Source organism: Luteibacter sp. NPDC104163 (assembly GCF_055584245.1).
On record NZ_JBVJMK010000009.1, the window covers coordinates 103,808 to 122,730 of the forward strand.

The following is an 18,923-nucleotide window of genomic DNA, read 5'->3' on the forward strand; positions in this document are numbered from 1 at the left end:
TACACTACGCGCCCACGGCTTCGCTTGCAGTTCCGCAATCGGGGGAGTATTTGCTACCCCAACGGGGGTAAGGAAGGCTGGCATGAACGAGATACGCGTACTCACGGTAGACGATCATGCGCTACTGCGCGAGGGCATCGGCGCCGTGCTGGCCGTGGAGCCGGACTGCGTCGTTGTTGGTGAGGCAGCGTCTGGCGCGGAGGGCATTGAGGCCTACAGGCGCCTCAGACCCGATGTCACGCTCATGGACCTGAAGCTTCCCGACATGCATGGCGCTGACGCCATCGTGGCAATCAAGCGTGAGGATCCTGGCGCTCGGGTTATCGTACTGACGACCTATAAGGGCGAAGTGCAGGCACTCCGCGCTTTCAAGGCAGGAGCGTCTGGATATCTCCTGAAAGGAATGCTTCGCTCCGAGCTGGTGGAGACGATCCGGTGCGTGCACGCGGGACGCATGCGTATTCCCCCGGAGGTGGCAGCTGACCTTGCGCAAGGCCTGGCCGGCCAGACCCTGTCGCGTCGCGAGGTCGAGATCCTGTCGCTGGTTTCCGAAGGAAACTCGAATCGGGAGGTCGGCGAGGCATTGGGCGTTACGGAAGAAACGGTTAAGGCCCACATGAAGCGCATCATGATCAAGTTGAACGCCCGTGATCGTACTCACGCCGCCGCGCTGGCCATACGCCGTGGCTTCCTCATGGAATGAGGCGGCGGTACGCCCGTTGCGCGGGTACGGCCAGGGTCACGACGGTTCCGCCATTGGGATGCGATTTGACTTCAAACTCGGCGCGAATACGTTCTGCCCGTTCGCGCATGCCGGTAAGGCCCCAATGTCCAAGTCGCACCGCTGAAATCTCGTCGAACCCGATGCCATCGTCGCGAACCATGATCTGGAACACGCGCTTGCCGTACTCAATGTCGATGTCAATGCGCGTGGCCTTTCCGTGCTGGAAGGCGTTGATGACAGACTCCCGGGCGATACGGTAAACCTCGTCGCTACATTCGATATCCAACCGCACCGGGCGACCATGAACCGTCAGGCGGAAGTCGACGGCACGGTCCTGGCGTAGCTCATCCCCCACGTTAATGAGCGCCTCCGCCAGGTCCATCGATGTGTCGACGGTTGAACGAAGTGCCGACACCTTGTCCCGCCCCTCGGCCAAAGCCTGGTCGGCTCGCATCAGCGCGTCATCGAAGAGTTGGCGCGTTTCGGGCTTCTCGCTGACTTGCCGGATAGCATGGAATCGAAGGATCAGGCCCTGTATTCCTTGCAATAGGGTGTCATGCAGGTCTCGAGCGATACGCTCACGCTCATCGACGCGGATGAGCAGTCGCTCCCTCACACGGGTGAGATGCCACCGCCATGCAAAGGCGATGAGACCGAGGAATGTGACGACGCACAGGATCTTAAAAACATAAGTCTGGTACCACGCCGCGGCGACTGTGAACGCAACGACGGCTTCCGCCGCTCCGCCAATCCCGTCCTCGTTGTAAGCCCGCACGTGAAACCGATAGTCGCCCGGCGGCAGATTGGTGTAGAACGCCGAACGGCGGTTACCTGCATCCTGCCATGCGTCATCAACACCATTCAATTGATACTCAAAGCGACCGTGATCCGGATGGCGGAACATGGGGGCCGTGTAAGTTATCTGCACCATGCGAGTGAGCGGCGCGAGTCGCACAGCTCCGGAAGTGCCGATGACTTTATTGTCAGCCTGCAGCGACACTATCACTGGTTTCGGGGAAACGGTATTCAACATCGCGGAACTCGGATCGATGGACCCAGCGGTCCCAGCCGAGGCGCGCCAGACGGTGCCGGCGCGGTCGATCGCAACGGAATTGATGCTGCGTTCGGCGGCGCCGACCAGTGTCGCCGGTTCCCCGCTGTCGTAATTGATCACGCGGACCGGTCTATCCGGGTGTGCAAAAAACGCCTTAAGTTCGCTGGCAACGATGCGAACGAGCCCCGACCTGGTCATGAGCCACAGATCGTGCTCACCCGTTACCGCCAGACCGTCGATACCGCGAATAACGCCGGGACCATGCACCAGAACGGGGTATGCCTTTCCTCGATACACCCATATCAGGCCATTTGTGGCGCCAATCCAAAGCCCCTCGCCATCCTGGGCAACCGGCCCGATCAGTTCGCCGAGCGGCGGGGATGCCAGAGCGGTACGGTGTACGCCATCCGTCGAACGGCGCACGCCTCGCTGCCCTGAGTATGTGATCCATAGATCTCCCGATGGCAACGCTGCCACAGCTAGCGGTGTCTCGTTATCGAGGCCGTTTCGCCCATTCATCCGAAGCCAAGTCCCTCCTGAGTACCTGTAGAGCCCGAACGTGGTGGCTGTCAGCCAGAGGTCACCCTTCGCATCCATCGCCATGGACCGAAGGCGTGAGCCGGCCCTTTCAAGCTCCTCAGGTAGTGCCACCTTGGTAACGTTCCCATGGCGCCACATGTGTAACCCGCTCATCCCGGCAAACCAGACGGTGCCATCTGGCGCGGCATATAGCCCCGTGACGCCGTTTGGAAGCCCGGGTACGGGCACGATGGTTCCGTCAGGGGATCGCCTGTAGACCGGATTGAGTGCGCTCGCGATCCATACACTCCCGTCGGGTGCGGCGGCCACCATTGCATAGTCGACTGGTACCGGCACTGGCGTGACATGAGGCCGTCGAAAGCGCTCCATGCCTTTCGTCGTACTCACCCAGATATCCTGCTCGGCGTCCTCAAGAAGGCTGAAGGACAGCGTGCTTGAACTGCCCTTGCCCCGATCGAAGGACTCGCGCACATCGGGCAGACCGATCGGCTTGCCCGCGGACCAGTGCCAGCGATCCAACGCTGCGTCCTCCGCGTGCCAGAGAAACCCATGCCGGTCGTAGTAAAGCGGTGCATCGTCACTGGGGCCGGATCGCTCCCACTGCGCAGTATCGGGAAATTTTGCACTCGCGCGCACGAAGTCTTCGACCGTGCCCCGAGTGAATGCTGCTGCCCCGCGGCGCAGTATCAATATGCCCCGGTCGGCGTCCTGGAGAACGACATCACCATGATCGTTCTGCTCCATGCCCTCCGGGTGCTGCTTTGTGTATCCGTACGATGGTGGAAATGCGGTCCATCGGCCCTGCAGGAAGCGCACGACGCCGGTCGTGGTCGCCACCCACACCACGCCATCGTGGTCCCGTAATAGGCCAAACACACTTCCAGTGGGCAAGCCGTTGCCTTCGAAGTGAATGAGCTTCCCGTTGACGACGTGCGTGACGCCCGACCTCGTATGTCCTAACCACGCATCGTCCATGCGCCGACCGGGCCCCAACAGCACCGTGAATACGGTCGGGTACGCATTGAGCTGAGGGAAGGGCTCGGTAAAGTCCCTTCCGTCGAAGCGTAGGAACGCACCTGGCGTGCCCATCCAGATGAAGCCATCGGCGTCTTGCGCCATCTGTGATACCTCGAGTCGGTATCGGTCGTCCGTGATCACCGAGTACTCGAGTTGGTTAAGGCCGATCTCGCCAGGCATCCGCGCGGGCTCACCGGATGCCGTAGCGGCGAAAAGGCAAAGCAGGGCCAGACATAGACCCCACCACCACACTGAATCGGAGTGGTGGCCCGGCGTCCGGGTCGCGCTTCTCAGCGTGCCACTTATCACAGCGCCTCGCCTGATGGTGACCAGTCGGTTACGTTCTATACGCATCGCCTCGCGGTTTGGATGCATACCCTCCCGGGACCATTATGCGACTGGCACCGCCCGCGTCGCTGGCGAAGCATGCCCTCGTTTGGTTGCACTTGTCGCGGGTAGTGCACCGGCTCCCGGGGGCGTCCGGCACATCAGTGCACGGCAGACCCCTGCCTCGCAGCAGCGCCGCAGACGATGCAAAGCAGAAAGACCTGGCCGGCGTCTGGACCCAGGGCCACTTTCCGGAAGCCCTCTGGGGGAGAGAACGCCACGGGATCGATGCTGCCCCCACGGTCCATCCCATCGGCATCGAGCTTGCCGCGCTTCCCGCACCTCGAGCACTCAATGTAAATGTACTTGTTCATTGGTCGCACGACATGGTTAGCCACGGAGCATAGGCTCAACCAATGTGCGAGAGGAGAGTCCTTCCCTAAGTCGTTCACTGTGGGGACGTCAAAACGAGAGGTTGATGTGAGCTTTCTTCCGACCGTGAGAGCGAATGGGTTGGTGCCACCATCCCCCGTTCGAGGGATAGGCCCGCCTTCGTTCGGGCGATACCCATGTGAACGAATTACTCGCATGCTCTGTCCCGCGAACGACGTGATCAGGTTTCGCGCTTCGTACGAACCCGACTGCCAGCGAGAAAATGTCTCAATCGCCTCCCTGCTCGTCCGTCCCCCTCGCCTTGCTCCAGAGTAGCCATACTTCCCGCTGCCAAACCCTGGCATCCGTTCTCCGCGGCCGTGGCTTTACCGTATGCGTCGTAACGAGTTCGTCTGCTCTTGAATTAACGCTGATCAACCGCGATGTCGACATCGCGATACTCGATACAGGATCGGCGACGAAGGAAACGCGTCGACTTTTGAGGCGTCTTCGGAAGGTGTGCACGGCAGGCATCGTCGTCATCTCATCCGCGAATTGCACCGAAGACCACGTAATGGTCCTTGAGGATGGCGCGGATGCTTATCTGGTCACACCGGTGCCTGGAGACGTATTGGCAGCGACGTTGCGCAGTGTGGCGCGGCGTATTCCGAATGCTTCAGATGATCCGGACTGGCTTCTGGAAGATGACGGCTGGGTGCTTCGAACCGCGCGAGGTGTAGCAGTCGCGCTTACGACGAACGAGCGTCTTATCATGTCCCTGCTCTACCAGTGCCGTGGGCGTGCCGTGGAGCGAATGTCTCTCATCGAGCGGCTGGCGCGCGACGTTCGCGAATTTGACCCCCACCGGCTTGAGGTGACGATTCATCGTCTTCGAAGCAAGGTTTTCAGGGCCTCTGCCGAGACACTTCCCGTCCGTGCCGTGCGCAGTCGCGGATACATCATGCATGCGTCGCCTGTACTGGGTGACGAGCTTTGAAGGGTCGGCGCAGCGGGACGTTAGGAGATGTGCAGCTGTCTACGAAATTCGAGTGGCACACTTCTGGTATGCACCACTCGGACTTCCGCGACGTCGGCATCGGCCGGCTTACGCCCCGTCAGGACTTTATAAACGCAAGAAGATCAGGATTAAGCACATCCGCATGCGTGGTCAGCATGCCGTGTGGAAATCCCGGGTACGCCTTCAACGAGCCCTTCGCAAGCAAGTCGACCGCACGCGGCACCGCACTTGCGAACGGCACGATCTGGTCGTCCTCGCCATGCATGACCAGCACCGGTACGGTGATCTTCTTCAGATCATCGGTGTAATCCTCCAGCCATGAGGCGACGGTCTCGTAATGGGCGTGGGCACCACCCGCCATGCCCTGCCGCCACCAGTTGGCGATCACCGGTTCAGATGGCTTGGCGCCGGGGCGGTTGAATCCGTAGAACGGACCCTCCGGGACTGCCCGGTAAAACTCCGACCGGTTGCCGAGCATGCCTGCCCTCACCTCGTCGAACCACTCCTGCGGGTGACCGCCCGGGTTCGCATCGGTCTTCAACATATTCGGCGTCAACGAGGCCACCAGCACCGCCTTGGCGACCCGGTCCTGGTGCCGCGCGACGTAGCGCGCGACCTCGCCGCCGCCGGTGGAGTGCCCGATGTGGATGGCGTCGCGGAGGCCGAGGTGTTCGGTCAGGGCAGCGAGGTCGGCGACCCAATGATCCATGTCATTGCCCGTTGCGACCTGCTCGGAGCGGCCGTGCCCGCGCCGGTCGTGGGCGATCACCCGGTAACCGCGGTGAAGGAAGTACATCATCTGGGCATCCCAGTCGTCCGCCGACAGGGGCCAGCCGTGGCTGAAGACAATCGGCTGGCCGGATCCCCAGTCCTTGTAGAAGATCTGTACGCCGTCCGGTGTTGTGATCGTAGGCATCGCTGGTACCTCCTCTCAGACATGGATTGAAGTGCTGTTGCTTCGCCACGCATCGGGCATGCTGCCAGCGACTTCTTTCACAGTCTTGTTCCAACCGCCCCCTTCCGGTTCCGAAGCCTGGGCGTCCATGGTCTCGCTCGATAGCGCACCTAGGCTGCGCCGACGATCCTGGGCAAATGCCACCCATACCGGAACGCAAGGATGCGCACCGCGAAGCAGGCGATGAAACCTGCCGACGCCGCCACAGAAGGCGCAAGGCCAAGGCGGCGCCCCGCCACTACAACTGCTGCCCCCACGAGCGCAGCACTCGCATAGATATCCGTATTCAGGACCATCGGTATCCGCGCAAGGAACACATCGCGGATAACGCCACCACCGCAGCCAGTGACCGCACCCATGAGGATGGCACTGATCGAGCTGATGTTGAATTCAATCGCCTTCTCCGCACCGGCTACGGCGAACAGCGCGAGGCCTGCGGCATCAAGGGTGACCATGAACATCATGGGCACGGCTTCGATCTGCGCATGCAGCAGGAACGTGGCGAGCCCGGCGACGAAAGCCAGCGTCGGATAGCGCCAGTCGCGCAGCGCGTTGGGTGGCGTGGCCCCGATAAGCAGGTCGCGGATAACACCGCCACCCAATGCGACGGTGAACGAAAGGACCAGCACGCCAAGCAGATCCAGCCCGGCATGGATCGCCGCAGTCGCTCCTTCGATCGCAAAGACGGCCGTGCCGACCAGATCGGCGATAAGCACCACGCGCTGCCGAACCATGACGTTCCCCTGTAGCACTCCCGGCCCCAGTCTATCGTGCCCCCTGCTATTGGATCGATTGAATCTCGCAGCGATATGCGATATGAACTCCAACTGCCTTCCTGGACCCGGGCTTCGTCCCGACCGCTTCCTGATAGCCAAACGGAGATCGCAGCGCATATGTCGGACAAATCGAAGCTCGATAACGAGACGCCGTCCCCAGTCACCGGGGAGGCAACGGACCAGACTCAGGGGAACATCAAACTCTCCCGCCGCAACTTCCTCGCCGGCACGGCCCTTGCCGCTACCGGCTTGCTCATCGTGCCCCGCCATGTGCTGGGCGGGGTCGGCCACACGGCACCCAGCGATCGCCTGAACATCGCCGGCGTCGGCGTCGGTGGGATGGGCGGCAACAACATCCGCGCCCTGGCGAGCGAGAACATCGTCGCCCTGTGCGACGTGGACTGGGGCTACACCGATAAAAACTTCCGCAAGATGTTCGACGGCATCGGCCAGGCCCAGGCGCGGCTCGACAAGGCGACGACCGCCAAGCGGCGCCTCGAGATCCAGCAGCAGATCGCCCTGACCAAGCAGCTTGCGAAGAAGTACGACTCGATCAAGCGCTACACCGATTTCCGCCGGATGCTCGAGGAGCGGAAGGATATCGACGCGGTGGTCATCGCCACCCCGGATCACCTGCACGCCACGATCGCCAGCGCTGCGATGGCCCTCGGCAAGCACGTCTACGTGCAGAAGCCGCTGACCTGGTCGGTCTTCGAAGCGCGCGAAATGGCCCGCAAGGCCCGGGAAAACCCGAAGCTCGCCACGCAGATGGGCAACCAGGGCCATTCGACGGACGACACCCGCCTGATCCGCGAATACATCGATGCCGGCGCGATCGGCGAAGTGCGCGAAGTCCATGCCTGGACGAACCGCCCGCTGGGCTACTGGCCGCAGGGCATTCCGCGCCCGCAGCCCGTGGCCGCGCCCTCGGCCACGAGCTGGGACATGGACGCCGTGAACGCCCGACTTGCCAACGCCATGGCGGGCAATTACCCGAAGCCGCAGGGCCTGGAATGGGATCTCTTCCTCGGCCCCGGCCCGGAAATCGACTATCACCCGCTCTATCACCCATTCAACTGGCGTGGCTGGGTCGACTGGGGCATGGGCGCGCTCGGCGACATGGGCGCACACCTGATCGATTCGCCGTTCTGGTCGCTGGACCTCGGCTTCCCGACCTCCATCGAAACCGTCTCGACGCCGTTCAACAATGCCTCGTACCCCACGGGCACGATGACGTACTACGACTTCCCCGCCCGTGGCGACAAGCCGCCGGTGCGGCTCACCTGGTACGACGGCAACCTGCTGCCGCCGGGACTGGAAGCGCTGGGTGCCGGCCAGATGCATGACGGCGGCACACTGTACGTCGGCAGCAAGGGCAAGCTGGTGCACGAAACCTACGGCGATAACCCGCGCCTGCTACCGCAGTCCCTGCAGGAGTCGGTCGGCACCCCGCCGCAGAAGTACACGCGCATCACGACCTCACACGAAATGAACTGGGTCGATGCGTGCAAGGGCAAGGGCAAGACCACGTCGCCGTTCGAGTACGCGGCGCAGCTGACGGAAGTGATGCTGCTCGGCATCGTCTCCCTGCGGGCGGGCCATCGCATCGAGTACGATGCGCAGAACATGCAGGTCACCAATATTCCGGAGGCCAACCAGTTCCTGCGTCGCGACTACCGTGCGGGCTGGACGCTCTGAAGCCGGAAGACCTCAAGAGCCTGGTGACGGTCGCCATGCCGTACGGGAAGTACAAGGGTCGGCTTATTGCCGACCTTCCCGGTGCCTATCTGGCCTGGTATGCCCGCAAGGGCTTTCCGAAGGGTCAGTTGGGCACCCTGCTCGCCCTGGCGCTCGAGCTCGACCATAACGGGCTGAAGGGCTTGCTGGATCCCTTGCGCACGGGGCGGTTCCCCGCGCGCTGACGCCGCCGGCGCGTTGCTAAGCAGCTCGATCCTTGCGCGGCCCGGTAGAGCCGCGCACGACCAGCTCCGCGGACAGCACCCGCTTGCGTGGCGGTACCTCGGGGTCGTTGAGCAGTTCGATCAGCATGGTCATCGCTTCGCGCCCCAGCGCATTCTTCGGCTGCGCCACGGTCGTCAGCGACGGCGAGGTATAGCGCGAGAAACGGATATCGTCGAAGCCGACCACCGAGACGTCTTCCGGTACGCGCAGGCCCCGCGAGATCAGTGCGCGCATCGCGCCGATCGCCATCTCGTCGTTGGAGCAGAACACCGCGCTGAACGGATGGCCCTGCGAGAGGAACAGCTCGATCGCACGCTCGCCCGCTTCGATCGAGAAATCACCCACGGCGCTCAGCGCTGGATTGAAGGTCAGCCCTGCCCGCTCCAGGGCAAGGTGATAGCCCTGCTCGCGATCCACGCAGATCGGACTGGAGGCGGGCCCTGCGATGAAAGCGATATCGCGGTGGCCCAGGGTCACCAGGTAGTCCACCGCGTTGGTGGCTGCGGCGACGTTGTCGATGTAGACGCTGGAGATCGCGCTGTCCTTGACGTATTCGCAGGCGTTCACCACCGGCAACCGGCCTTCGAACGGAATGGACGGTATGCGGTGGAACATCGTGACGATGCCATCCGCCTGGCGGGCGGCGACCATGTCGGCATACGCCTGCTCGCGCACCAGGTTGCTCTGGGTCTCGCCCAGCAGCACCGAGTAGCCAGTCTCGTAGGCGACCTGCTCGATGCCGCGGATGACCTCGGAAAAGAACGGGTTGGAGATGTCCGGCACCAGGGCCACGATCAGCCGGGTGCGCGCCGTGCGCAGGTTGCGCGCCAGCGCGTTTGGCGTGTAGCCCAGGCGCTTGACCACCTCGTGGATGCGCAGGCGCGTTTCCTCGCTGACGATCTCGGGACGCTGGAGGGCACGCGACACGGTCGCGACCGACACATTGGCGATCGCGGCGATCTCCTTCACCGTTCGCACGCGTACAGGCTGCGGCGCAGCATTCGCCGGAACGCCTTTCTTTTTCCGCTTGCCGCCCTCCGAACTCACGTGATCCATCCCTCTCTTTTGTGCAGCGCAATGTAATGGATTACATGAAATCGTTGCGTAGGCGTTTATCCATCTGTTACATATCTTTGCATGTTCGGACCGCCCTGCGACAGCGCGGTCCATGGGGCTATACCTTTCCAACCATGTGACACGATCCAACGCCGATGCCCTGCGAAATGTAATCGAATACATTTGCGGGCGGAGGTACATCGGGGGATAAATGGCAGGCCAGTCGACCACGACAAGCGCCAGGACGGTAAACCGATGAAATCACTCGGCATGGGGCTCGTAGGCCCCGGCTTCATCGCCGCGCACCACCTCGACGCCGTGCGCCGCCTGGGCAACGTCCAGATCGTCGGCATTGCCGGCTCCAGCCTTGAATCCGCGCGCAAGCGCGCACGGGAACTCGGTGTCGCGCAGGCCTACGGCAGCTACCAGGCGTTGCTGGCCGATCCCGCCGTCCAGGTGATCCACAACACCACGCCCAACCATCTCCATCGCGAGGTCTCGCTGGCGGCACTGCGCGCCGGCAAGCACGTCATCTCCGACAAGCCGCTGGCCGCCACGATGCAGGAGGCCCGCGAGCTTTACGAAGCCGCGCGCAGCGCCAACCTTGCTCATGTGGTGACCTTCAACTACCGCGGCTATCCGCTCGTGCAGCAGGCGCGCGCGATGATCGCCAAGGGCAAGATCGGCCCCAGCGTGTTCGTGCACGGCTGCTACCTGCAGGATTGGCTGACCGATGAGCGCGCGTACACCTGGCGCCTGGACCCCAAGCTTGGCGGTGCCAGCTCCGCGCTCGGTGACATCGGCTCGCACTGGTGCGACCTGGCGGAGCACGTCACCGGCGCGCGGATTACCGCCGTGCTGGCCGACCTGCACACCGTGGTCCCCGTGCGCGAAGTGCCCGCCACCTCGGCCAAGGCCTTTGCGGGTGCGACGAAGAAAGCCACGCAGAAGCGCAAGATCACCAGCGAAGACCTCGCCACCGTGCTGCTGCGTTTCGACAACGGTGCGCGCGGCTGCGTCACCGTGGGCCAGGTGCTTCCCGGCCACAAGAACGACCTGCGCCTGGAAGTAAACGGCCGCGAGGCCTCGCTCGCCTGGCGGCAGGAACAGCCCAACGAGTTGTGGATAGGCAACGCGGCGAAGCCGAACACCGTGCTGACCCGCGACCCGTCGCTGCTCGATCCCGCCGCACGCGGCTATGCCCACCTGCCCGCAGGCCATCCGGAAGCCTGGGCGGATGCGTTCCGCAACGTGATCGCCGACGCGTACGACTGGATCCGTCGCGGCGCGACCGCGTCGACGAAGCCAGCCGCCCTGCCCACGTTCGCCGACGGCTACCGCAATAGCCTGGTCGTGGACGCCATGCTCAAGAGCCATGCCGCCGGCGGCGTCTGGCAGTCGATCGACGACCCTCTCGAATCCACCCGTACCACGAGGAAACGCGGATGAAATGGCGCCTTAGAATCATGATGCTGTTCGAGTTCGGGATCTGGGGCGCGTGGTACGTCACGGTCGGCACCTGGCTCGGCAAGACCCTGCATTTCACGGGTACGGAGATCGGCGCCGTCGCTGGCACCACCGCCATCGGCGCGATCATCTCGCCGCTGTTCGTGGGCCTGCTCGCCGATCGCCTGTTCGATACGCGCCGCGTGCTCACCCTGCTGCATCTCCTCGGCGCCGTCCTGCTCGCCGTAGCGGCGCAGCAGACCACGTTCGCGATGGTCTACGTGCCGCTGCTGGCCTACAGCCTCTGCTACATGCCGACGCTGGCCCTCACCGCCTCGCTGGCCATGCGCCACATCCGTGATCCGCAGGAAGAGTTCGGTGCGATCCGCGTGTTCGGCAGCATCGGCTGGATCCTGGTCGGCCTGGCGGTCGGCGCCTGGGGCGTGGAAGCCACGGCATCGCCGCTGCTCCTCGCCGCCGTGCTTTCGGTCGTGATGGCGGGCTACTGCTTCACCCTGCCTGCCACGCCGCCGCTAGCGCGGAATTCGCGCTTCGAACTGCGCCATGCCCTGCCGCTCGAATCGCTGCACCTGCTCCGCGAGCGCTCGATGGCGGTGTTCGCCCTTGCCTCGTTCCTGATCTGCATCCCGCTGCAGTTCTACTACGCGTTCACCAACCTGTTCCTCAACGAGGCTGGCGTGGTCAATGCCGCCGGCAAGATGACCGGCGGCCAGATGTCGGAGCTGTTCTTCATGCTCCTCATCCCCTGGTTCTTCCGCCGCCTCGGCGTGAAGTGGATGCTGGCCGTCGGCATGCTCGCCTGGGTCGTGCGCTACGGCATGTTCGCCTTCGGTGGCTCCGGCGAGCTGATGTGGATGCTCTGGCTCGGCATCGTCCTGCACGGCGTCTGTTTCGACTTCTTCTTCGTGGTGGGCCAGATCTACATCGACCGCGAAGCGCCGCCCGCACTGCGCGCCGCCACGCAGGGCCTCATCACCTTCCTGACCTACGGCCTCGGCATGTTCGTCGGTTCGTGGTTGTCCGGCATCGTCGTCGAGACCTATACGCGCAGCGACGGCACGCACGACTGGCACGGCATCTGGATCATCGCCGGCGCCTTTGCCGCCTTTGTCTTCGCCCTCTTCGTCCTGCTCTTCAAGGATCGCAGGACCACCACTGCCGCTGCTGTCGCCAGCACCCACTGATTCGGGATAACGCTTCATGATCACTCGCAGACAGTTCCTCACGCGCTCGGCGCTGTGCGGCACCGCGCTTGGGCTGGGCCTCGGCGCGCCGGGCAAGCTCCTCGCCGCCGGCTCGAAGGGCAAGGGCCTCGGCATCCAGCTCTACATGGTGCTCGATGCCTACCAGAAGGATCCGCTCGGCACGCTCAAGACGCTGAAGTCGATCGGTTACACCGAGATCGAGGCGATCGTCACCAGCACGGCGGAAACCCTGCGTGACCAGCTGAAGGAAGCCGGGCTCGCCTGCCCCAGCATGCATTTCGACAGCATGGGCTTCGAGAAGGGTATCGATGCCGCGCATACGCTCGGCGCGAAGTACATCGTCAGCAGCATGCTCCCGGCGATCATGCAGAAGGAGAGCGGCGGTTCGGGCGACCTGACCTACACGCTCGACGACGCGAAGCGCGTGGCGGCGCATGCGAACGAACTGGCTGCGAAGGCGAAGAAGGCCGGACTGCAGTACGCATACCACAACCACCACGCGGAATTTACCGATGTGGGCGGCGGCAAGACCTACTACGACGTGCTGCTGGCGGAAACCGACCACAAGCTCGTGCAGTTCGAACTCGACTGTGGCTGGGTCCATGCCGGTGGCAAGAACCCCGTCGATTACTTCAAGGCCAACCCGGGCCGCATCCCGCTGATGCACGCCAAGGATTTCCTGCCGGGTAACGCCAAGGACTACCCGGGCGCCGAACTCGGCCGCGGCACCCTCGATTACAAACCGATCATGGCAGCGGCGGACGCTTCCGGACTGAAGCATTGCTTCGTCGAACAGGAAGGTCCCTTCGCCCGCATGAGTTCCCTGGACGCCGCGCGCGTCGATTTCGATTACCTGCGCCCGCTGCGCTGAGGAACACGCATGGAAAAGAACACATTCGACGCTATCGTCGTCGGTACCGGTGTCAGTGGTGGCTGGGCCGCCAAGGAACTGACCGAGAAGGGCCTCAAGACCCTCGTGCTCGACCGCGGCCCCATGGTCAAGCACCTCGACTACCCGACGGCCATGAAGGCGCCGTGGGAACTCCCGTACGGCGACGAGCCGACCCAGGAAGACCTGGCCCGCTGGCCGAAGCACACGCGCCCGTCGTTCTACGGCATCACCCAGTCCACCAAGCACTGGTTCGTCGATGACATCGACAACCCGTATGAAGAAACCAAGCCGTTCGACTGGTTCCGCGGCTACCACGTCGGCGGACGCTCGCTGATGTGGGGCAGGCAGAGCTATCGCCTGAGCCAGATGGATTTCGAGGCCAACGGCAAGGAAGGCGTGGGCGTGGACTGGCCGATCCGCTACGAAGACATCGCTCCGTGGTACGACCACGTCGAGCACTTCATCGGCGTGAGCGGCAACAACGATCACCTGGCGCAGCTGCCGGACGGTAACTTCCTGCCGCCGATGGACCTCAACTGCGTCGAGAAAGACTTCCAGGGCAAGCTGGACAGCAAGTTCAACCGCAAGCTGATCATCGGCCGCACCGCGAACCTCTCGGCCCCGCTCAAGCACGACCAGAGCCCGCAGCGCGGCACCTGCCAGTACCGCAACCTGTGCATGCGCGGTTGCCCGTTCGGTGGTTACTTCAGCAGCAACTCGTCCACCCTGCCCTCGGCCGAGCGCACGGGCAACATGACGATGGTGACCAACGCCATCGTGTACGAGCTGATCTACGACAACGACAAAGGCAAGGCCACGGGCGTCCGCGTGCTCGATGCGGAGACGGGGCACCAGACCGAGTACTTCGCGAAGGTCATCTTCATGTGCGCGTCGACGTTCGGCACCGCGCACATCCTGATGAACTCGACCTCGACCCGCTTCCCCAACGGCTTCGGCAACGATAGCGGCGAGCTCGGCCACAACATCATGGATCACATGTTCGGCACCGGCGCGCGCGCCATGGTCGAAGGCCATGAAGACCGCTACTACTCCGGCCGCCGCCCCACCGGCTTCTACATCCCGCGCTATCGCAACATCGGCACGGACAAGCAGAAGTACCTCCGCGGCTTCGGCTTCCAGGGTGGCGCGGGCCGCCAGGACTGGACCCGCCTCGTGCAGGAGCAGCTGCTCGGCCAGGACCTCAAGCAGGCCGCCCAGGAGCCGGGCCCATGGTACGTCTCGATGATGGGCTTCGGCGAAATGCTGCCGTCGCACAAGAACTTCGTGACGCTGGATCGCAACCACAAGGACAAGTACGGCCTGCCCGTGCTGAACTTCGACGCCGCGCACCAGGAGAACGAGAAGATGATGGGCAAGGCCATCATCGAGGACGCGATGGAGATGCTGACGGGCGCGGGCTACCGCGACGTGAACCACTTCACCATGAAGGCCAACGTAGGCGCCGGCATCCACGAGATGGGCACCGCGCGCATGGGCCGCGACCCGAAGACCTCGGTGCTCAACGGCTGGAACCAGATGCATGCCTGCAAGAACGTCTATGTGACCGACGGCTCGGCCATGGCCTCGTCCGGCTGCCAGAACCCGTCCCTTACGTACATGGCGCTGACCGCACGCGCGGCCAACCACGCCGTGGAAGAACTCAAGCGCGGCAACATTTAAGGATCCCGCCATGAATCGTCGCGAATGGTTGAAAAACATGTCCGTGCTGGCTGCGGGCGTCATCGCGGGTCCCTCGCTGCTGGCGGTGGTCGATGCGCATGCCGCTTCGCAGAAGCCGGATGCCAGGCCGCAGTTCTTCGATCCGGCGCAGTACAGCCTGCTTGGCGCAGTGTCGGAGATCATCATTCCCCGCACCGATACGCCAGGCGCGCTTGAAGCAGGCGTGCCGATGTTCATCGACCAGCTGCTCAAGGCGGTCTACAACAAGGCCGACCAGACCCGCTACCTCACCGCCATGGCGGCCTTCGACAAGGCGGGTGGCAAGCCCTTCCTCCAGCTGGACGAAGCGCAGCGCAAGACGCTGGTGAACAAGCTGCATGCCGCGGCCGTGGCCGCACCGAAGGGCTCCAAGCTGCCGCCGGCCGAGGATTTCGTGCTGATGACCAAGAAGCTCACCATGCTGGGCTTCTTCCTCTCGCAGCCGGGCTGCACGCAGGTGCTCCAGTACGACCCCGTCCCGGCGGCGTGGCATGCCGACATCCCGCTTTCCAAGGCGGGCAACGGCAAGGCATGGGCCGAAGAGGCCGAACTGAAGATCTGACATGAAGACACTCAAAGGCCCTGGCATCTTCCTCGCCCAGTTCGCATCGAACGAGGCGCCGTTCAATACGCTGCCGGACATCGCCCGCTGGGCGTCGTCGCTTGGCTTCGTCGGCGTGCAGATCCCATCGAACGACGCCCGCCTGTTCGACCTGGAAAAGGCGGCGACGAGCAAGGGGTACTGCGACGACATCACGGGGATGCTTGCCGAGCACGGGCTGGCTGTGACCGAACTCTCGACGCATTTGCAGGGCCAGCTGGTCGCGTCGCATCCCGCCTACGATCGCCTGTTCGACGGCTTCGCTCCCGAGGCGCTGCGGGGCAAGCCGCAGGAGCGCCAGGCCTGGGCGGTTGAGCAGCTCAAGCTGGCGGCGAAGGCGAGCAGCCATCTCGGCCTGACCGCGCACGCCACGTTCTCCGGCGCGTTGGCGTGGCAGCTGTTCTACCCGTGGCCGCAGCGTCCGGCCGGCCTGGTCGAGGAAGCGTTCGCGGAACTCGGCAGGCGCTGGAAGCCGGTCCTGGATGCGTTCGACGAAGTCGGTGTCGATGTCTGCTACGAGCTGCACCCGGGTGAAGACCTGCACGACGGCGTCACCTTCGAGCGGTTCCTCGACGCGGTCGATCACCATCCGCGCGCCAACATCCTGTTTGATCCGAGCCACATGGTGCTGCAGCAGATGGACTACCTGCAGTTCATCGATAACTACCATGAGCGCATCCGCGCCTTCCACGTGAAGGACGCCGAGTTCCGGCCCAACGGGCGCTCGGGCGTGTACGGCGGCTACCAGAACTGGATCGATCGCCCCGGCCGCTTCCGCTCGCTGGGTGATGGCCAGATCGATTTCGGCGCGATCTTCAGCAAGCTCGCGCAGTACGATTATCCCGGCTGGGCGGTGCTCGAGTGGGAGTGCTGCATCAAGGATGCGCAACAGGGAGCGAAGGAGGGGGCACCCTTCATCCGCGACCACATCATCAAGGTAACGGAACGAGCCTTCGACGATTTCGCCTCGTCGGGCAGTGACCGTGCGTTCAATCGTCAGATCCTGGGGCTCGAATAAGCATGCGCGATGATGCGACCAACCTCAGCCGGCGCAACGCGCTCGGCGTTCTTGCGACGGCCGCTGCGGTAGCCGGCGCCACGCCGTTGCTCGCTTCTGCCGCGACGGCCGCGGGGAAAGGCACTTCGCCGACGCCCGCCGGCGGCCGCCTCAAGCAGTCGCTGAGCCGCTGGACGTCCAAGGCGCCGCTGCCCGAACTGTGCAAGCGCCTGAAGGCGATCGGCTTCGTGGGTGTCGACCTGCTCTATGCCGATGAGTGGTCGGTGGTGCAGGACCATGGCATGGCGGTGTCGATGGGCTACCCCGCCAAGCGCGACGACTTCATCGAGTTCGGCTTCAACGATCCGGCGAACCACGCCCAGCTGATCAAGGAAATCGAAACCACGATTCCGCTGGCCAAGCGCGCCGGTGTCACCAACATCATCACCATGTTCGGCAACCGCAAGGCCGGCATCGATGACCAGCGTGCCATCGACAACTGCATCGCGGGGCTGTCGAAGATCGCGCCGTATGCGCAGGAGAACGGCATCACGCTGTGCCTGGAGCTGCTTAACAGCAAGGTGGACCACCACGGTTACCAGGGCGACCACACCGCGTTCGGCGTCGCCGTGACCAAGGGCCTCAACTCCCCGAACGTCAAGCTGCTCTACGACATCTACCACATGCAGATCATGGAAGGTGACGTCATCCGCACCATCCGCGACAACATCCAGTGGATCGGGCATTTCCACACGGGTGGCGTGCCGGGTCGCCACGAGATCGATGGCACGCAGGAACTGAACTACCACGCCGTCGCCAAGGCCATCGCCGACCTGAACTACCAGGGCTACATCGCGCACGAGTTCTCGCCGGCGCGCCCGGATCCCTTCGCCTCGTTTGCCGAGGCATTCAAGATCTGCACGGTCTGACCCCTTTCCAAAGGAACCCTTATGAAGCGCTTCCCTTCACCCGCCCTCGCCCTTGTGACGCTCGCCATCGTCGGTTCCTCGTGCGTGTCCGCGCAGGATGACCCCAAGGCCACCGAACAGTGGGAGCCCGTGCCCAAGGTCGTGACGCCGGGCGCGAAAGAGAACGCGCCGCCGTCCGATGCGGTCGTGCTGTTCGATGGCCGCAGCCTCGCCGGCTGGGAAGCTTCGAAGGACCACTCGCCGGCGGGCTGGAAGGTGCACGACGGCGTGATGACCGTCGACAAGACCACCGGCAATATCCAGACGAAGCAGCACTTCCGCAGCTACCAGCTGCACCTCGAGTGGCAGATCCCGAAGGACATCACCGGCGAAGGCCAGGGCCGCGGCAACAGCGGTGTCTTCCTCGCTTCGACCGGCCCCGGCGACGAAGGCTACGAAGTCCAGATCATGGATTCGTTCGAGAACAAGACTTACGTCAACGGCCAAGCTGCGAGCATCTACAAGCAGTCCGCGCCGCTCGTGAACGCCGCACGCCACCCGGGCGACTGGCAGACCTACGACATCATCTGGACGGCGCCCGTCTTCGCCGCGGATGGCTCGGTGAAGTCACCGGCGTACGTCACGCTGTTCCACAACGGCGTGCTCGTGCAGAACCACACCGAACTCACCGGTGAGACGTTCTACATCGGCAAGCCGAAGTACAAGGCTTACACCGATGCGCCGATCAAGCTGCAGGCACACGGAGATCATTCGCAGCCGATCAGCTTCCGGAACATCTGGGTTCGTCCGCTGGATTGAGCCACTGGGCGTTCGGAGCACACCGGCAGGTCAATCCGCGCCGGTGTGCTCGCCACCCCGCGAGTACTACACATTTAGTTGACAAGTCCGTGGGATGGGCGTACATCCACTACATGTTTAGTAGATGATGCCGGGAAACCACACATGAAGATCTCGCTCACCGACCGTGAGGCGGACATCATGCAGGTGCTTTGGGAGCACGGCCCCTCGCTGGTGGCGGAGGTCCGGGAGCGCCTGAGCGACAAGCTGGCCTACACCACGGTGCTTACCGTGCTGCGCACCCTGCAGGCGAAAGGCTATGTCGGTTATGAAGAAGAGGGCCGCGGCCACCGCTACTTCGCCAGCGTCAAGCAGCAGGCTGCACGGAAGAACGCGCTCCAGCACCTGACGGCGAAGCTCTTCAAGGGCTCGACGGAGCTGCTGTTCAAGCAACTCGTCTCCGACCAGAAGCTCAGCCCCGAGCAGATCGCCCGCATGCGCAAATTGCTGGCCGAGCGGTCCGGCAAGGAGTAGG

General features: G+C 63.6%; 17 protein-coding genes. 13 read left to right on the forward strand and 4 right to left on the reverse strand.

Going from position 1 to position 18,923, the window contains the following annotated elements; translation table 11 throughout:
- The first annotated feature begins 82 nt into the window (after window positions 1–82).
- Window positions 83–703, forward strand: a complete 621-nt coding sequence (locus ACZ6YI_RS13025; RefSeq protein ID WP_465779033.1) for a response regulator — start codon at window positions 83–85, stop codon at window positions 701–703.
- Here the strand turns inward: ACZ6YI_RS13025 and ACZ6YI_RS13030 are convergent.
- Window positions 693–3,437 (reverse strand): sensor histidine kinase, encoded by a 2,745-nt coding sequence (locus tag ACZ6YI_RS13030; protein WP_465779034.1) that lies wholly within the window; start codon window positions 3,435–3,437, stop codon window positions 693–695. The genes ACZ6YI_RS13025 and ACZ6YI_RS13030 overlap by 11 nt on opposite strands.
- 1,171 nt (window positions 3,438–4,608) lie before the next feature.
- On the opposite strand from ACZ6YI_RS13030, the gene ACZ6YI_RS13035 reads away from it, so the two are divergent.
- Complete coding sequence (locus tag ACZ6YI_RS13035; RefSeq protein WP_465779035.1) at window positions 4,609–5,031, forward strand: winged helix-turn-helix domain-containing protein; 423 nt, start codon at window positions 4,609–4,611, stop codon at window positions 5,029–5,031.
- A gap of 118 nt (window positions 5,032–5,149) precedes the next feature.
- On the opposite strand, the gene ACZ6YI_RS13040 is transcribed toward ACZ6YI_RS13035, so the two are convergent.
- Window positions 5,150–5,968, reverse strand: coding sequence for an alpha/beta fold hydrolase (locus ACZ6YI_RS13040; RefSeq protein WP_465779036.1), 819 nt, complete (start codon window positions 5,966–5,968; stop codon window positions 5,150–5,152).
- 149 nt (window positions 5,969–6,117) lie between these two features.
- Window positions 6,118–6,741, reverse strand: coding sequence for a trimeric intracellular cation channel family protein (locus ACZ6YI_RS13045; RefSeq protein ID WP_465779037.1), 624 nt, complete (start codon window positions 6,739–6,741; stop codon window positions 6,118–6,120).
- A gap of 159 nt (window positions 6,742–6,900) precedes the next feature.
- Here ACZ6YI_RS13045 and ACZ6YI_RS13050 point away from each other — a divergent pair, with 159 nt between their 5' ends.
- Window positions 6,901–8,481, forward strand: coding sequence for a Gfo/Idh/MocA family protein (locus tag ACZ6YI_RS13050; RefSeq protein ID WP_440324604.1), 1,581 nt, complete (start codon window positions 6,901–6,903; stop codon window positions 8,479–8,481).
- Window positions 8,478–8,705 (forward strand): DUF3820 family protein, encoded by a 228-nt coding sequence (locus ACZ6YI_RS13055; RefSeq protein WP_440324610.1) that lies wholly within the window; start codon window positions 8,478–8,480, stop codon window positions 8,703–8,705. The genes ACZ6YI_RS13050 and ACZ6YI_RS13055 overlap by 4 nt, the downstream gene beginning before the upstream one ends.
- Before the next feature lie 16 nt (window positions 8,706–8,721).
- Here the strand turns inward: ACZ6YI_RS13055 and ACZ6YI_RS13060 are convergent, their stop codons facing one another.
- On the reverse strand, window positions 8,722–9,792 hold the full coding sequence (locus tag ACZ6YI_RS13060) for a LacI family DNA-binding transcriptional regulator (protein ID WP_465779038.1): 1,071 nt from the start codon (window positions 9,790–9,792) through the stop codon (window positions 8,722–8,724).
- 264 nt (window positions 9,793–10,056) lie between these two features.
- Here ACZ6YI_RS13060 and ACZ6YI_RS13065 point away from each other — a divergent pair, with 264 nt between their 5' ends.
- From ACZ6YI_RS13065 to ACZ6YI_RS13105, 9 genes are all read left to right on the forward strand, one after another.
- Window positions 10,057–11,250, forward strand: a complete 1,194-nt coding sequence (locus tag ACZ6YI_RS13065; RefSeq protein ID WP_465779039.1) for a Gfo/Idh/MocA family protein — start codon at window positions 10,057–10,059, stop codon at window positions 11,248–11,250.
- A complete protein-coding gene (locus ACZ6YI_RS13070; protein WP_465779040.1) occupies window positions 11,247–12,452 on the forward strand; it encodes a nucleoside permease in 1,206 nt (401 codons plus the stop codon). The genes ACZ6YI_RS13065 and ACZ6YI_RS13070 overlap by 4 nt, the downstream gene beginning before the upstream one ends.
- A gap of 16 nt (window positions 12,453–12,468) precedes the next feature.
- A complete protein-coding gene (locus ACZ6YI_RS13075) occupies window positions 12,469–13,344 on the forward strand; it encodes a sugar phosphate isomerase/epimerase family protein (protein WP_465779041.1) in 876 nt (291 codons plus the stop codon).
- Window positions 13,345–13,353: 9 nt separating this feature from the next.
- Window positions 13,354–15,045 carry a GMC oxidoreductase gene (locus tag ACZ6YI_RS13080; protein WP_440327958.1) on the forward strand — a complete coding sequence of 564 codons (1,692 nt, stop codon included), beginning with the start codon at window positions 13,354–13,356 and terminating at the stop codon, window positions 15,043–15,045.
- 10 nt (window positions 15,046–15,055) lie between these two features.
- A complete protein-coding gene (locus ACZ6YI_RS13085; protein ID WP_465779042.1) occupies window positions 15,056–15,646 on the forward strand; it encodes a gluconate 2-dehydrogenase subunit 3 family protein in 591 nt (196 codons plus the stop codon).
- A gap of 1 nt (window position 15,647) precedes the next feature.
- Window positions 15,648–16,703, forward strand: a complete 1,056-nt coding sequence (locus tag ACZ6YI_RS13090; RefSeq protein WP_465779043.1) for a sugar phosphate isomerase/epimerase family protein — start codon at window positions 15,648–15,650, stop codon at window positions 16,701–16,703.
- A 2-nt stretch (window positions 16,704–16,705) separates the two neighbouring features.
- The gene (locus tag ACZ6YI_RS13095; protein ID WP_465779044.1) at window positions 16,706–17,611 is read left to right on the forward strand and encodes a hydroxypyruvate isomerase family protein; all 906 of its coding nucleotides are present in this window, start codon (window positions 16,706–16,708) and stop codon (window positions 17,609–17,611) included.
- A gap of 21 nt (window positions 17,612–17,632) precedes the next feature.
- Complete coding sequence (locus tag ACZ6YI_RS13100; protein ID WP_440325405.1) at window positions 17,633–18,409, forward strand: 3-keto-disaccharide hydrolase; 777 nt, start codon at window positions 17,633–17,635, stop codon at window positions 18,407–18,409.
- A gap of 144 nt (window positions 18,410–18,553) precedes the next feature.
- Window positions 18,554–18,922 (forward strand): BlaI/MecI/CopY family transcriptional regulator, encoded by a 369-nt coding sequence (locus ACZ6YI_RS13105; RefSeq protein ID WP_465779045.1) that lies wholly within the window; start codon window positions 18,554–18,556, stop codon window positions 18,920–18,922.
- The last annotated feature ends 1 nt before the right edge of the window (window position 18,923 follow it).

Excerpts from the sequence above, each read along its gene's own strand:
- ACZ6YI_RS13090 (WP_465779043.1), top strand. The coding sequence starts at position 15,648 with ATGAAGACACTCAAAGGCCCTGGCATCTTCCTCGCCCAGTTCGCATCG.
- ACZ6YI_RS13050 (WP_440324604.1), top strand. The coding sequence starts at position 6,901 with ATGTCGGACAAATCGAAGCTCGATAACGAGACGCCGTCCCCAGTCACC.
- ACZ6YI_RS13105 (WP_465779045.1), top strand. The coding sequence starts at position 18,554 with ATGAAGATCTCGCTCACCGACCGTGAGGCGGACATCATGCAGGTGCTT.
- ACZ6YI_RS13100 (WP_440325405.1), top strand. The coding sequence starts at position 17,633 with ATGAAGCGCTTCCCTTCACCCGCCCTCGCCCTTGTGACGCTCGCCATC.
- ACZ6YI_RS13045 (WP_465779037.1), bottom strand. The coding sequence starts at position 6,741 with ATGGTTCGGCAGCGCGTGGTGCTTATCGCCGATCTGGTCGGCACGGCC.
- ACZ6YI_RS13025 (WP_465779033.1), top strand. The coding sequence starts at position 83 with ATGAACGAGATACGCGTACTCACGGTAGACGATCATGCGCTACTGCGC.
- ACZ6YI_RS13065 (WP_465779039.1), top strand. The coding sequence starts at position 10,057 with ATGAAATCACTCGGCATGGGGCTCGTAGGCCCCGGCTTCATCGCCGCG.
- ACZ6YI_RS13035 (WP_465779035.1), top strand. The coding sequence starts at position 4,609 with ATGGTCCTTGAGGATGGCGCGGATGCTTATCTGGTCACACCGGTGCCT.
- ACZ6YI_RS13040 (WP_465779036.1), bottom strand. The coding sequence starts at position 5,968 with ATGCCTACGATCACAACACCGGACGGCGTACAGATCTTCTACAAGGAC.
- ACZ6YI_RS13070 (WP_465779040.1), top strand. The coding sequence starts at position 11,247 with ATGAAATGGCGCCTTAGAATCATGATGCTGTTCGAGTTCGGGATCTGG.
- ACZ6YI_RS13030 (WP_465779034.1), bottom strand. The coding sequence starts at position 3,437 with ATGGCGCAAGACGCCGATGGCTTCATCTGGATGGGCACGCCAGGTGCG.
- ACZ6YI_RS13080 (WP_440327958.1), top strand. The coding sequence starts at position 13,354 with ATGGAAAAGAACACATTCGACGCTATCGTCGTCGGTACCGGTGTCAGT.
- ACZ6YI_RS13085 (WP_465779042.1), top strand. The coding sequence starts at position 15,056 with ATGAATCGTCGCGAATGGTTGAAAAACATGTCCGTGCTGGCTGCGGGC.
- ACZ6YI_RS13095 (WP_465779044.1), top strand. The coding sequence starts at position 16,706 with ATGCGCGATGATGCGACCAACCTCAGCCGGCGCAACGCGCTCGGCGTT.
- ACZ6YI_RS13075 (WP_465779041.1), top strand. The coding sequence starts at position 12,469 with ATGATCACTCGCAGACAGTTCCTCACGCGCTCGGCGCTGTGCGGCACC.